13 protein-coding genes are annotated in these 12,587 nt (G+C 69.8%); all 13 read left to right on the top strand.

Annotated features, from left to right (window positions below):
* A partial coding sequence (locus tag VF536_RS06545; RefSeq protein ID WP_331614008.1) for a xylulokinase occupies positions 1 to 1,150 on the top strand: 1,150 nt, incomplete at its 5' end.
* The gene (locus VF536_RS06540) at positions 1,147 to 1,809 is read left to right on the top strand and encodes a class II aldolase/adducin family protein (RefSeq protein WP_331614007.1); all 663 of its coding nucleotides are present in this window, start codon (positions 1,147 to 1,149) and stop codon (positions 1,807 to 1,809) included. The genes VF536_RS06545 and VF536_RS06540, both read left to right, overlap by 4 nt.
* Positions 1,809 to 3,260, top strand: a complete 1,452-nt coding sequence (locus VF536_RS06535; protein WP_331614006.1) for an aspartate aminotransferase family protein — start codon at positions 1,809 to 1,811, stop codon at positions 3,258 to 3,260. The genes VF536_RS06540 and VF536_RS06535 overlap by 1 nt, the downstream gene beginning before the upstream one ends.
* Positions 3,257 to 3,913, top strand: coding sequence for a hypothetical protein (locus VF536_RS06530; RefSeq protein ID WP_331614005.1), 657 nt, complete (start codon positions 3,257 to 3,259; stop codon positions 3,911 to 3,913). The genes VF536_RS06535 and VF536_RS06530 overlap by 4 nt, the downstream gene beginning before the upstream one ends.
* A 166-nt stretch (positions 3,914 to 4,079) precedes the next feature.
* On the top strand, positions 4,080 to 4,361 hold the full coding sequence (locus VF536_RS06525; RefSeq protein WP_331614004.1) for a hypothetical protein: 282 nt from the start codon (positions 4,080 to 4,082) through the stop codon (positions 4,359 to 4,361).
* Positions 4,362 to 4,529: 168 nt separating this feature from the next.
* Positions 4,530 to 6,101, top strand: a complete 1,572-nt coding sequence (locus VF536_RS06520; protein WP_331614003.1) for a carbohydrate-binding protein — start codon at positions 4,530 to 4,532, stop codon at positions 6,099 to 6,101.
* A 168-nt stretch (positions 6,102 to 6,269) separates the two neighbouring features.
* Positions 6,270 to 7,340, top strand: a complete 1,071-nt coding sequence (locus VF536_RS06515; protein ID WP_331614002.1) for an SPFH domain-containing protein — start codon at positions 6,270 to 6,272, stop codon at positions 7,338 to 7,340.
* 41 nt (positions 7,341 to 7,381) lie between these two features.
* Positions 7,382 to 8,983 carry a DUF4178 domain-containing protein gene (locus VF536_RS06510; protein ID WP_331614001.1) on the top strand — a complete coding sequence of 534 codons (1,602 nt, stop codon included), beginning with the start codon at positions 7,382 to 7,384 and terminating at the stop codon, positions 8,981 to 8,983.
* 123 nt (positions 8,984 to 9,106) lie between these two features.
* Positions 9,107 to 9,331 carry a DUF350 domain-containing protein gene (locus VF536_RS06505; protein WP_297525741.1) on the top strand — a complete coding sequence of 75 codons (225 nt, stop codon included), beginning with the start codon at positions 9,107 to 9,109 and terminating at the stop codon, positions 9,329 to 9,331.
* Positions 9,332 to 9,346: 15 nt separating this feature from the next.
* Positions 9,347 to 10,174 carry a hypothetical protein gene (locus tag VF536_RS06500; RefSeq protein ID WP_331614000.1) on the top strand — a complete coding sequence of 276 codons (828 nt, stop codon included), beginning with the start codon at positions 9,347 to 9,349 and terminating at the stop codon, positions 10,172 to 10,174.
* A 293-nt stretch (positions 10,175 to 10,467) separates the two neighbouring features.
* Positions 10,468 to 11,220 (top strand): hypothetical protein, encoded by a 753-nt coding sequence (locus VF536_RS06495; protein WP_331613999.1) that lies wholly within the window; start codon positions 10,468 to 10,470, stop codon positions 11,218 to 11,220.
* A 140-nt stretch (positions 11,221 to 11,360) separates the two neighbouring features.
* A complete protein-coding gene (locus tag VF536_RS06490) occupies positions 11,361 to 11,840 on the top strand; it encodes a PA2779 family protein (protein ID WP_331613998.1) in 480 nt (159 codons plus the stop codon).
* 7 nt (positions 11,841 to 11,847) lie between these two features.
* The coding region (locus VF536_RS06485) for a PA2778 family cysteine peptidase (RefSeq protein WP_331613997.1) at positions 11,848 to 12,587 on the top strand (740 nt) is incomplete at its 3' end.

Below are 12,587 nucleotides of genomic sequence, written 5' to 3'. Positions count from 1 at the left end.
CGCGACGCGCTGCTTCCTCAACGCGCTCGACTACCTGAACTACCGCCTGTGCGGGCGCGTCTGCGCGACGCAGGATTCCATCCTCACCAGCTGGGTCACCGACAACCGCGATCCCTCCCGCATCCGCTACGACCAGCGCCTGATCCGCGCGCTGGACCTCGACGCCGACAAGCTGCCGGCGCTCGTCCGCTCCACCGACCTGCTGGGGCCATTGCTGCCCGAGGTCGCCGCGCGGCTGGACCTGCCCGCCACGACGCCGGTCGTGGCCGGCGCCGTCGACACCTCCGCGGTCGCGGTCAGCGCCGCCGTGCCGGACTTCGAGACCCACCTGTACCTGGGGACCTCCTCCTGGCTGGGCGCGCATGTGCCCAACATGCGCACGGACGTCCGCCACAAGATCGCCGCGGTGCCCTGCGCGGTCGACGATCGTTATCTCGCGCTCGCGCTGCAGTCGACGGCCGGCGCCAACCTGTCCTTCCTGCGCGACCGCATCCTCTACCACCCCGACGAGCTGGCGTCCGACGAGGAACACCCCGCCGTCTACGAGCTGCTCAACAAGATCGCCGCGCGGGTGCCGCCGGGTGCGCGCGGGTTGATCTACACGCCGTGGCTCTTCGGCGAGCGCACGCCCGTGGACGATCCGCTGCTGCGGGCGGGGTTGATCAACCTCTCGCTGGAGCATTCGCGGGAGGACATCTTCCGCGCCTTCCTGGAAGGCGTCGCGCTGAACACGCGCTGGATGATGGAGCCGTTCGCCCGGCTGCTCGGATGCTCGCCCGGCACGATCGCGGCGGTCGGCGGCGGCGCTCAGAGCGACGTCTGGTGCCAGATCCTGGCGGACGTCACCGGCCAGCCGATCCGGCAGCTCGAGCACCCCATCCAGGCCAATGCGATCGGCGCGGCCTTCCTCGCGGGCATCGGCACCGGCGCGCTGCGTTTCAGCGATCTGGCATCGCTGCGTCGCACCCGCCGCATCTATGACCCCACCCTGGCGCTGAGGCGGCTCTACGGCGACAAGTTCGAGGCCTTCAAGGAAGTCCGGGAGCGTCTGGCGCCGCTGTACCACCGGCTCAACCGTGTCCCCGCGACGGGCACGGCGGGTGCTGCGGGAGCCGTCGCAGAAGGCGCAAGTTCAGGAGCCGCTGCATGAAGCACGAGATCGAACGCAGGCACGTCGTCGATCTCTGCCTGCAACTGTCCGAGCGCGGCTACTTCGCCGGCACCGGCGGCAACCTGATGCTGCGCATCGATGCCGAATTCGTCGCCGTCACCCCATCCGCGACGGACTACCTGGTCATGCGGCCCGAGGACGTCTGCGTGCTGCGCCTGGCCGATCTAGTCGTGGTCGACGACGAGAGCCACGGTGAACGCAAGCCCTCCGTCGAAACCGGTCTGCATGCCCGCGTGCTGCGCGCGCGGCCGGACGTGGGCTGCAGCATCCACACGCACCAGCCGTTGGCGAGCGCCTGCGCGCTCATCGGCGAGACCCTGCGGGTGCCGGAAGCGCATCGTCACTGGCTAGGCGCCGAGGTGCCGGTCGTCGGTTATGCGCCGTCGGGGACGGCATGGCTGGCGGGCAAGCTCGCCAAGGCCGTCCGCCCTGACCGCCAGGCCTATCTGCTGCGCAACCATGGCATCCTCTGCTGCGCCGCGGACAGCGCCACCGCGCTCGACGCCGTCGAGCGTCTCGAAACACTCGCCCGTGATCTGCTCGCGGCGCGCATCGATGAACGCGCCCGGCGCGAGCCGGGCCTCCGGGCCCGACTCACCCCGGTGCGCGATCTGCTGCTTCATCTCAAGAGACCGTGATGTCGACGACTGAATCCGCCCTGCCCTCCTGGCCCGACACGCACGCGCTCTACGAGCGCCTCGCCACGCTGGTGAACCAGCCGATGCGGCCGATCCGTCCGGACGCGATGCCCAAGGTGCTGCGCTGGTTCGACGACCACTGCGCCGGGTCCAAGCGGCTCGCGGAACAGGCTGCCACCGTGATTCCCGGCGGCGTGCAGCACAACCTGGCCTTCAACCATCCGTTCCCGCTGGCGATCACGCGCGCCGAGGGCGCGCATCTCACCGACATCGACGGCAACCGCTACATCGACTTCCTGCAGGCCGGCGGACCGACGCTGCTGGGCAGCAATCCACCGGCGGTGCGCGCGGCGGTGCACGCGCTGCTCGACGACTGCGGCCCGGTCACCGGCCTGCTGCACGAGTACGAGGTCAAGCTCGCCGAGCTCGTCTGCCGCCACATGCCCGGCGTGGAGATGCTGCGCATGCTGGGTTCCGGCACCGAGGCGGTGATGGGCGCGGTGCGGCTGGCCCGCACCTTCACCCGGCGCCAGCGCGTGATCAAGATCGGCGGCGCGTACCACGGCTGGAGCGATCAACTGGTCTACGGCATGCGGCTGCCCAAGACCGGCCGCATGGAGGCCATCGGCATCCCGCACGGCGCGACGGCGAACACGCAGGAGTGCCTGCCCAACGACCCCGAGGCGCTGCGCCGGCTGCTGCGCTGGAACCGGCTGCGCGGCGGCACGGCGGCGGTGCTGCTGGAGCCCTTCGGGCCGGAGAGCGGCACGCGGCCGGTGCACCGCGAATTCAACGCGCAGGTCCGCGCGCTCTGCGACGAGTTCGGCGCGCTGCTGATCTTCGACGAGGTGGTGACCGGCTTCCGCACCGGCATGGGCGGCGCGCAGGCCTACTTCGGCGTGACGCCGGACCTCACGGTGCTGGGCAAGTGCCTGACGGGCGGATACCCGATGGCAGGCGCGATCGGGGGCAAGCGGGAGATCATGATGTCGCTGGTCGGCGGGATCGGGACGACCTCGCGGCGGGCCTTCGTCGGCGGAACGCTGTCGGCGAATCCGCTCAGTTGCGTGGCGGGCTACCACTCGCTCCTCGAGGTCGAGCGCACCAACGCGCCGGCGGTGGCCGGTCGCGCGGGCGAGCGTCTGCGCATCGGGCTGGAGGAGATCATCCAGCGACGCGGTCTGCCGTACGTGGCCTACAACCTCGGCTCCATCGTCCATCTGCAGACCTCGGGCGTGCTGCTGCTCGACACCAGCAGCCTGTGGAAGCTCATCAAGGTCAAGGACGAGGCGAAGCGTCGCAAGCACATGATGGAGGAGATGGGCGCGGCGTTCACCGCGCACGGGTTGATCTCGGTCGCGGGCAGCCGGCTCTACACGAGCCTGGCCGACACCGACGACGTCATCGACGATGCGCTGAACCGCTTCGACGACGTGATGGCGCTGGCATGAGCGGCGACGCGTTCCGCGACACGTGGCTCAGCCTTCGGCAGCGGCTGCTGGCGCGCGGGCTCATGCCGGGCGTTTCGGACAGCCTCTCGGTGCGCGATCCCGAGAGCGGGCGGATGGGCTGGGGGTCCGCGGCGGACGCATCGATGCAGACGCTGCCGATCCGGTCCGGCGCTTCGGAGGTCGCTGACAACGCGGCGATCGCAGCGATCGCGCTGCACCGCACGGTCTACGAGGCGCGCAAGGACGTCTGCGCCGTGTTGATCGGCGGCGGCGCGTTCTGCCGGCAGATGGGCGCTTTCGGCGGATGGATGCCGTCGGTCTTCGACGAGCAGATCCGGCAGCTCGGCCAGATGGCGAGGCCCACCGAAAGTCTCTCGCAACTGCCCGGCGCACTGGCCGACGGCGGGAACGTGGCGCTGCATGCGGGTCAGGTCTTGCTGTTGGGCATGACGCCGTCGCGCCTCGCGCTCAACGCGGAGCTCTTCGAGAAATGCGCCAAGGCCTGGGTGCCGGCGACGGCCAGCGGCGCGAAGCTGCGCACGCTGCCGTGGATCGTGCGCTACGTCGCCAACGGCAGGCTCATGAAGGAAGAGGCGCGAGCGCGGGAACAGGTAAGGCTGGGAAAGCCGCCGATGGAGACGCGCGGGTATTGATATTGATGCGGCGTGCGCGCATCGCTCAAAGCCAAACGCTTGCGGCGGGTTTCCACGGACGCGATGCGGGCCAGGTCCCGACAGACTGGCGATCCCTTCCCACCGGGTGCCGCCAGTGACTGCCAACGACCGCCTCCCAGGCGACTCGTCACGACGAGCGCCGCCCTTGGTTCCTCAGGACTTCTTCGCCGCCGACGCCGCCGGCATCCCGCTGCGCGCGATCTTCGGCATCGCGGGGGGAACCGATGACGCCGCGTCGACGGACCGCGCCCTCCTCATCGCGCAGGCCTGCCTCAGCGGATGGCTGCGCCACGCCCATTTCGGCGATCTGGAGCTCGTGCCGTCGGCGGAAGAGTTCACCCGCATCGAGACGCGCCGCCGGCTCGTCTTCTTCGAAGTGGCGACGGTGCTGGCAAGGGTGGAAGCGGCTCAGAGTCGAGCGTCCTGATACGCCCGTCCACTGGCCAGGTCGGGCAAGGCGCCCGGCAACTACCCCTTTCGCGGTAGCTCCTCCGCGCAGTCGTTTCTGCGCTCGCATCTCATTACCCACCGTCACATCCCTCAAGTTTTCCGGTTCGTAAAGTCGCCTCGCCCTCATCAGCGGAGCTTCAAGCACATGACCGGACTGGACACCTCCAAGCGCCACGCACGCTCGCCACAAGCAGGCTTCGTCCGACGCTTCCGATGGACGCTCACCCCCGTCCTCCTGGCGGCGCTGGCGGCCTGCGGCGGTGGTGAAGCCCTCGACCCGCGCGTCATCGCGTCGGGCTCGGCGTCCGCGTCCGACGCGCAGGACGCGCCCGATGCGCAGGGCGACGGCGATCGCGCCACGATCCAGGCCTCGGCGCCCGCGAAGTTCCGCCACCCCGGCATCTTCATGAGCCAGGCGCGGCTGGACACGTTCAAGGCCTCGGCCAACTCCTCGTCCGGCAGCGGCATCAAGACGGGCTACGCCGTGGTCCTCGCCGACTCACGCAGCAACTACACGTATGCGCATCAGGCGCTGACGACCGTGGAAGTCGTCGGCAGCGCGCGCGGCCCGCAGGAGTCGCGCTTCAAGAACGACGCGATGGCCGCCTACCTCAACACCCTGCGCTGGGTGAAGACCAACGACGTGCGCCACCGCGACAAGGCCGTCGCGATCCTCAACGACTGGGCCGCGACCTTCCGCGGCTTCACCGTCGCCTCCGGCACGAACGCCGCACAGGTGCAGCTCGAAGCCGCGTGGATGCTGCCGGTCTGGATCAGCGCCGCCGAGATCCTGCGCCACCACGGCGGCGGTCTGGGCAACTGGCCGGCCGCCGAGGTGACGCGCTTCAACGGCTTCGTCGACCGCCTCTACACCGAGACCGCCAAGGCGCAATCGCGCGTCAACAACTGGGCCGTCTCGGCCGCGCTGGGCATGATGGCCACCGGCGTCTACCAGGACAACCCGACCCGCTACGCCGCCGGGCTGACCCGCCTGATCGAGATGATCCCGGTGTCGATCTACGGCAACGGCGAGATCAACGAGCTGAAGGCCCGCGACTGCTGGCACCCGCAGTACAACCTGATCGGCATCGCCCAGGCCGCCGAGATGGCCGCCAACCAGGGCGACAACTCGGTCTGGATGCACAAGCCCAACAGCAAGGACGCGCTGCCGCGCCTGGCCATGGGTCTGGAGTACATGGCCAAGTCGCTCAGCAACGGCTCGGGCGTGCGCGACTGCCGCAGCTATCACACCGAGTCCGGCTACACCGAGCTGGCGCTCAACGGCTACCTCAGCCGCGGCGTCGCCATCCCGAACTTCCAGTCCTACGTGCGCTCGCACGGCCCCGACCAGGGCGGGTTCGAGTTCCTCGGCTGGACCACCGCCACCCACGGCACCGACACCAGCGGCGCCACGCCGCCTCCGCCGGCACCTTCTCCGGCCCCCTCGCCCGCGCCGGCGCCCTCTCCCGCTCCTTCGCCAGCACCGTCCCCGGCCCCCGCGCCTTCACCGGCGCCCGCCCCCTCTCCTGCGCCGGCACCCAGCTGCGCCGCCTGGAGCGAAGGCAAGACATTCAACGTCGGCACCGTCGTGAGCTACCAGGGCAAGACCTACAAGGCCCTGGTCACGCACACCGCGTGGGCCGGCGCCGGCTGGACGCCGGCCACGACGCCGACGCTGTGGACGCCGACCTCGGCCAGCTGCGGCACGTCGAAGTAGGCGCCCGGGGACGTCGAAGCAGGCGCAGCGGGGCGTCGGAGGCGGCGATCCGCCGCGTCGCGCGCTCCATACGAACCTCCCCCCTCAGGGTGACCAAGGTCGCCCCGGCGCTGAGGGATACTCCTCCGCGACGGTCGACTTGGACCGTGCCTTTCGTGGAGCAGCGCCATGGGCCTGATGGACTTCATCAAGAAACAGTTCATAGACATCATCCAGTGGACGGAGGACGACAACGGCGTCCTCTCGTACCGCTACCCGATGCAGGACTTTGAAATCCAGTACGGCGGCTCCCTCACCGTGCGCGAATCGCAGATGGCCGTCTTCGTCAACGAAGGCAAGGTCGCCGACGTGTTCGGCCCCGGCATGTACAAGCTGACCACGCAGACGCTGCCGGTCCTGACCTACCTCAAGAACTGGGACAAGCTCTTCGAGTCCCCGTTCAAGAGCGACGTCTACTTCTTCTCCACCCGCCAGCAGATCGACCAGCGCTGGGGCACCACCCAGCCCGTCACCATCCGCGACAAGGACTTCGGCGCCGTGCGCCTGCGCGCGTTCGGCAACTACTCGTACCGCATCGTCGATCCGAAGAAATTCCACACCGAGATCTCCGGCACCCGCGAGCGCTACACCGTCACCGAGCTCGACGGCCAGCTCCGCGGCCTGATGCTGCAGCACATCTCGGACGCGGTCGCCCAGTCCGGCATCCCCTTCCTGGACCTCGCCGCCAACCAGGTCGAGTTCGCCAAGGCGCTGCAGGAAGCCAACGCCGCGTCCTTCGACGCGCTCGGCCTCAAGCTCGAGCTGGTCACGCTGCAGAACGTCTCCCTGCCCGAGGAGCTGCAGAAGATCCTCGACCAGAAGATCGGCATGGGCATGATCGGCCAGAACATGGGCCAGTTCCTGCAGTACCAGACCGCGCAAGCCATTCCCAAGCTCGCCGAGGGCGTCGGCGCGGGCGGCGGTGGCGGCATCGCGGGCGATGCGATGGGCCTGGGCGCCGGTCTGGCGCTCGGTCAGACCATGGCGCAGCAGCTGCAGCAAGGGCTGGCCGGCGCGAACCAGGCGGCCGCGCAGGCGTCGGCCCAAGGTGCCGCGCCGGTGCAGCCGCAACCCGTCAGCGCCAGCGCCGACGAGGTGCTCCTGCTGCTGGAAAAGCTCGGCGACCTGAAGGCCAAGGGCATCCTCACCGACGAGGAGTTCGCCGCCAAGAAGGCCGACCTGCTCAAGAAGCTCAGCTGACGCCATCCGCGTCTCCCGGCATGTCTCGCTCCGGATCCTGATTGGCCACCGCTTCCCCCCAGCGCCGCTGGCAGGCGCACTGCCCGAACTGCGGGGCGCCGGTCGAGTTCGCCTCGGCCGCGTCCGCCAGCGGCGTCTGCAGCTATTGCCGCTCCACGCTGCTGCGTGAGGGCGATGCGCTGCGCAAGATCGGCACCAGCGCGGAACTCTTCGAGGACTACTCGCCGCTGCAGCTCGGCGCCGCCGGGCGCTACGCGGGCGCGGGCTTCTTCGTCGCCGGCCGGCTGCAGATGGCCTATGCCGACGGCAGCTGGAACGAGTGGCACCTGCTCTTCGACGCCAGCGCCGACCAGCCGCCCCGCAGCGGCTGGCTGGCCGAGGACAACGGCAGCTTCGTCATCAGCTTCGAGGCGCCGCTGCAGGAGCGCGCGCCCGATCCCGCGACGCTGCGCCCCGGCGGTCTGCAGATGCTCGCGGGCTCGGCCTGGCAGGTCGCGTCCATCGTCGACGCGACGCTGGCCGCCGCCGAAGGCGAACTGCCGCATCCGCCCGAGCTGGCGAAGAGTTATCCCGTCGTCGACCTGCGCAACACGGCCGACGAGGTCGCGACGCTGGAATACAGCGATCCGGCGCAGCCCACCTGGTCGATCGGCCGCGCGGTCCAGCTCGCCGATCTGGCGCTGACCGGCCTGCGCGAGGCCAGCGGCGCCACGCTGCAATCGAAGGCGCTGCCCTGCCCCAACTGCGGCGCCGCGCTCGAACCCAAACTCGGTACGACGCAGTCCATCGTCTGCGGCCAGTGCCAATCCGTCGTCGACGTGTCGAAGGGCGCGGGCGCCGATCTCGCGGCCTACCGCCAGAACACCGGCGGCGAACCGCAGATCCCGCTCGGCACCACCGGGCTGCTGGCGATCGACGGCGGCACGCCCAAGCCCTGGCAGGTCGTCGGTTACCTGGAGCGCTGCGACATCCCCGAGTCCGGCGAGGACGAACAGACCTTCTGGCGCGAGTACCTGCTGTTCAGCCGCATGGAGGGCTTCGCCTTCCTGGTGGACACCGAGGACGGCTGGAGCGTCGTTCGTCCGATCACCGGCGCGCCCTCCAACGCGGGGGGCAAATCGGTCCGCTACAAGGACAAGGACTTCAAGCACAAGTGGACCTACACCGCGAAGGTCACCTATGTGCTCGGCGAGTTCTACTGGCGCGTCAAGCGCGAGGAACGCGCCCTCGTCCGTGATTACGAATGGCGCAACGGCGCGCGGCTGGAGCTGCTCAGCAGCGAGCAGGCCGGCAACGAGGTGACCTGGAGCCATGGCAGAGCCGTCGACGCCGCCGAGGTGCGCCGCTTCTCCGCCCTGCCCGAGGACAGGATGCCGGCGCTGCGCCGCGACGTCACGTCGGGCATGGACCAGGGCAAGCTGCTGCGCAACATCATCATCGGCATCTTCGTCATCGCGGTGCTGTTCGCGATGCTGCGCGCCTGCAGCAAGGACGACTGCGACCGCTACAAGGACACCTACGGCGAGAGCAGCGCCGAGTACCAGCAGTGCAAGCGCAGCAGCCGCGGCTCGGGCGTGGGGTACGTCGGCTCCAGCGGCGGCTCGTACGGCGGTTACAGCAGCGGTGGCGGCGGCCACAAGTAGTCACCAGAGTCACTCAGAGTCACCCGGACTCACGACGACGACGACGGCAATCGCGGAGACACTCCGGCAGCTCGGATCTCCGCCCGCCGTTCTTCACCGGTATCAAGTTCCCAGGAGAACGACATGGAAGGTTTCGAATGGCTCAAGCCCGCGATCGTGCTGGGCTCCATCCTGTACGCGCTCATCGGCGTGCTGGTGTTCTGGATCAGCTTCGTCGTCATCGACAAGCTGACCCCGTACAAGCTGTGGGAAGAGATCGTCGAGCACAAGAACATGGCCCTGGCCGTCGTGGTCGCGGCGATGTGCATCTCCATCGGCCAGATCGTCGCCGCGGCGATCCACGGCTGAACTGAACAGACCCTCATGCGCCCCCTCGCCCGATCCGTTGTCCCCTTCGCGCTGGCCGCCCTGGCGGCGACCGCCGCCGGCCCCGCCGCCGCGCAGTCGCAGGCGTACAAGCCGCCGCCGCCCGCGAAGTCCACCGGCATCGCGCCCAAGGGCGACTTCACCAAGGACCTGCCGCGCGCGCGTCCCGACGCGGACCCGGGCCAGGCGAACGGCAGCGAGGGCTCGGACGAGGCCTTCCGCGCCAAGGCCGAGGCCGACGCCATCCGCAAGGCCAATGCCTCGAGCCGGCACGACCTCATCAAGCGCACCGGCTCGCGGCTGGTGCTGCCGACGGTCTCCGGAAGGCCGGAGCTCTTCGACAGCGTCTGGCCCAACGCCAGCGGCCACAACGAGGCGGCCTACGAGGACTACCGCTTCGACGGCCTGTCGCCGGACCGGGAGTTCTTCGTCGTGCGCGCGACCTACTACGAAAGCAGCGACGTGATCTGGGTCTCGCGCCAGGACGGCGAGCGGGTATCGGTCCACGCAACGCCCCTGCCTTCGCCCGACGGACGACTGCTGGCCGTCGTTCATGCCTCGGAAACGCTGGACTTCAACGGCATCATCGTCTGGGAGCGCTCGCCGGGCCGCTTGACCGAGCGCTTCCGTCACGAGGGCCGTGGGCACGACGCCCTCTACCGCTTCATGCGCTGGAAGGACAACCGCACCATCGAGCTGGAGCGCACCACGCCCGGAGACCCCCTCACCTGCCCGAATGCGCAGGAGGAGACCCTGGTCGTGCTCGCGCGAGACGGCGAGAGCTGGGCGCTCAAGGACGTCACGACGCCGCGCTGCAAGCGCTGAAGGCGATCACGCCACTCAAGGCCTGACCCCGCCGGGGGCAGGCCTTGTCACCAGGCGTAAGTTGTGTGGGCCAGCGCACGGAGCGCTTTTAGACTGCGGCGCCTAGCCCTCCGCTCTGTCCGCGTCCGCAGTTCCGTCCGATGTCGTCCGCCTTGCCCGCCGTTCCGCAAGCCCTTCCGCAAGCCCTTCCGGAAGCCTCTCTGGCAGCCTTTCCGGCAGCTGCGTCCACCGTCCGTGCCGGACGCGCCGACCGAGCAGGCCGAGCATTCGGCGCAGCCGTCGCGCTCGCGCTGATGTTCACCGGGTTCGCCGCCGATGCCTCCTCCAACGCATGGCCCGCGCCGCCCCGACCCGCCGCCTCGGCCGGGTTCGCCCCGCGCGGCATGCTGTTCGAGCCCTCGTCCGCCAGCGCCGGCGGTCCCGTGACCGAAGAAGGGTCCGACGAGCAGTTCCGCATCCAGGCCGAAGCCGAGGTGCTGCGCCGGCTCGGCGTGGCGGCGCGTCGCGACGACCTGCGGCTGTGGCTGCCGGTCGCCAAGGGCCGGCCGGTGATCCTCGACAGCCAGCGCCCCGACCCCAACGATCCCGGCCTGCCCGCGGTCGACTTCCGCCTCGACGGCCTGTCGCCCGACGGCCAGTTCTACGTCGTGCGCGCGACCCTGGCCGCCGGCAGCGAACTGCTGTGGATCTCCCGCGCGGACGGCACCCGCTATGTGATGCACGGCAACGTCAACCCGTCCCCGGACGGGCGCTACCTCGTCGTGACGCACGCGTCGCCGGGCCTGGAGTTCAACGGCGTCGTCATCTGGAGCCGCGAGGACGGCCGCCTCGTCGAGCGCTACCGCTTCCAGCCCGCGCCGGACCAGTCCGCCATCAGCTTCCGCTTCATGCGCTGGCGCGACGCGGACACGGTCGAGCTCGCGCAGTTCGCCGAGGTCGACGCGACGACCTGCGACCTGGGCACGCTCAGTTCCACCGCGCTGCTGTCCCGCAAGGCCGAGCGCTGGATCATGCGCAGCGCCAGCGGCCAACGCTGCGATCGCTGAAGCGGCTCTATCACGTATTTCAAGCCTTTCCGGGCATCGGATCAGCCGGGAGTTGCATCCGTTGTGACGCCCGGTAATCGAACTTGTAACAGCATCGGGCGCGGACCTAGGATTTCGCCACTCCTTCATCCAGGTCCATCATGAACCGACAAGAACAAGCTTTCCAAGCCGCCTCCGAAGCTACTGCCGCGATCGTCGCGACGACCCAGGCGTCGCGCCCGTCGCTGGCCAAGCGCGCGATCGCCTCCACGCTGATCGCGTCGTGCACGCTGATGGCGCTGCCGATGCATGCGAGCGCGCAGGTCGTGCCGACCGATGCGCTGGTGCAGCCCGCAGCCCCTGCCGGCACCGCCGCCGACAGCCGCATCCGCGTCAACGCCTTCTTCGCCCGCGAGGACGTGCGCCAGGCCATGGTCAAGGAAGGCGTCGACGGCGCCGCCGCGCAAGCGCGCGTGGACGCCATGTCCGACGACGAGATCCGCGCCCTGGACGGCCGCATCGCGCAGGCCCCCGCCGGCGGCGACGTGCTGGGCATCATCTTCGCGGTGTTCGTGATCCTGCTGGTGACCGACATCCTGGGCTTCACCAAGGTCTTCCCGTTCACGCGTTCGATCCGCTGAGGTCGACATGTCCCTCGTCCGGTTCGCTTGGCTGGCCGGGCCGGGCCGGCCAGCCCGATCCGACCGGTCCTCCCGGTCGCTGATCGCGCTTGCCGCGCCCGCGCTGGCCCTCACGTTGCTGCTGGGCGGGTGTGCAAGCACGCCGCCACAGCTGCAAGCACTGGAACGCCAGTGGCCCGCCGATCTGCCGGCACGCATGGACCTGTCGGGCAGGACGCCCTTCATCGCGCAGGACGACTACGAATGCGGCCCAGCCGCGCTGGCGATGCTGCTGCGCACGGCGGGCAAGTCGACGACGGTCGAGCAGCTGAAGCCGCAGGTCTTCCTGCCCGGCCGCAAGGGCTCGCTGCAGACGGAGATGCTGGTCGCGACGCGCCGCCAGGGCCTGCCGGCCTACGTGCTGCCGCCGCGGCTGGACGCGCTGCTGACCGAGGTCGCCGCCGGGCATCCGGTGATCGTGTTCCAGAACCTGTCGCTGGACATCGCGCCGGTGTGGCACTACGCCGTGGTGGTCGGCTACGACAAGCAACGCCGCACCATCCTGCTGCACAGCGGCAAGACCGCGCGGCAGGAGGTCGAGCTGCCGGTCTTCGAGCGCACCTGGGCGCGCGGCGACTACTGGGCGATGACGACGCTGCCGCTCGATCTGCTGCCGGCCTCGCTGGACGGCGCGGGCACCGGCGCGGCGCTGGCCGCGCTCGAACGGCTGGATGCGTCCGCGGCGCGCAAGGGCTACACCGCGGCGCT

It is taken from the genome of Roseateles sp., from assembly GCF_036486225.1.
Lineage (GTDB): Bacteria > Pseudomonadota > Gammaproteobacteria > Burkholderiales > Burkholderiaceae_C > Roseateles.
The sequence above is the reverse complement of the archived record's forward strand: the minus strand, read 5'-3'. Positions and strand labels throughout refer to the sequence as shown.

Excerpts from the sequence above, each read along its gene's own strand:
- VF536_RS06535 (WP_331614006.1), top strand. The coding sequence starts at position 1,809 with ATGTCGACGACTGAATCCGCCCTGCCCTCCTGGCCCGACACGCACGCG.
- VF536_RS06540 (WP_331614007.1), top strand. The coding sequence starts at position 1,147 with ATGAAGCACGAGATCGAACGCAGGCACGTCGTCGATCTCTGCCTGCAA.
- VF536_RS06505 (WP_297525741.1), top strand. The coding sequence starts at position 9,107 with ATGGAAGGTTTCGAATGGCTCAAGCCCGCGATCGTGCTGGGCTCCATC.
- VF536_RS06515 (WP_331614002.1), top strand. The coding sequence starts at position 6,270 with ATGGGCCTGATGGACTTCATCAAGAAACAGTTCATAGACATCATCCAG.
- VF536_RS06495 (WP_331613999.1), top strand. The coding sequence starts at position 10,468 with ATGTTCACCGGGTTCGCCGCCGATGCCTCCTCCAACGCATGGCCCGCG.
- VF536_RS06520 (WP_331614003.1), top strand. The coding sequence starts at position 4,530 with ATGACCGGACTGGACACCTCCAAGCGCCACGCACGCTCGCCACAAGCA.
- VF536_RS06500 (WP_331614000.1), top strand. The coding sequence starts at position 9,347 with ATGCGCCCCCTCGCCCGATCCGTTGTCCCCTTCGCGCTGGCCGCCCTG.
- VF536_RS06490 (WP_331613998.1), top strand. The coding sequence starts at position 11,361 with ATGAACCGACAAGAACAAGCTTTCCAAGCCGCCTCCGAAGCTACTGCC.
- VF536_RS06530 (WP_331614005.1), top strand. The coding sequence starts at position 3,257 with ATGAGCGGCGACGCGTTCCGCGACACGTGGCTCAGCCTTCGGCAGCGG.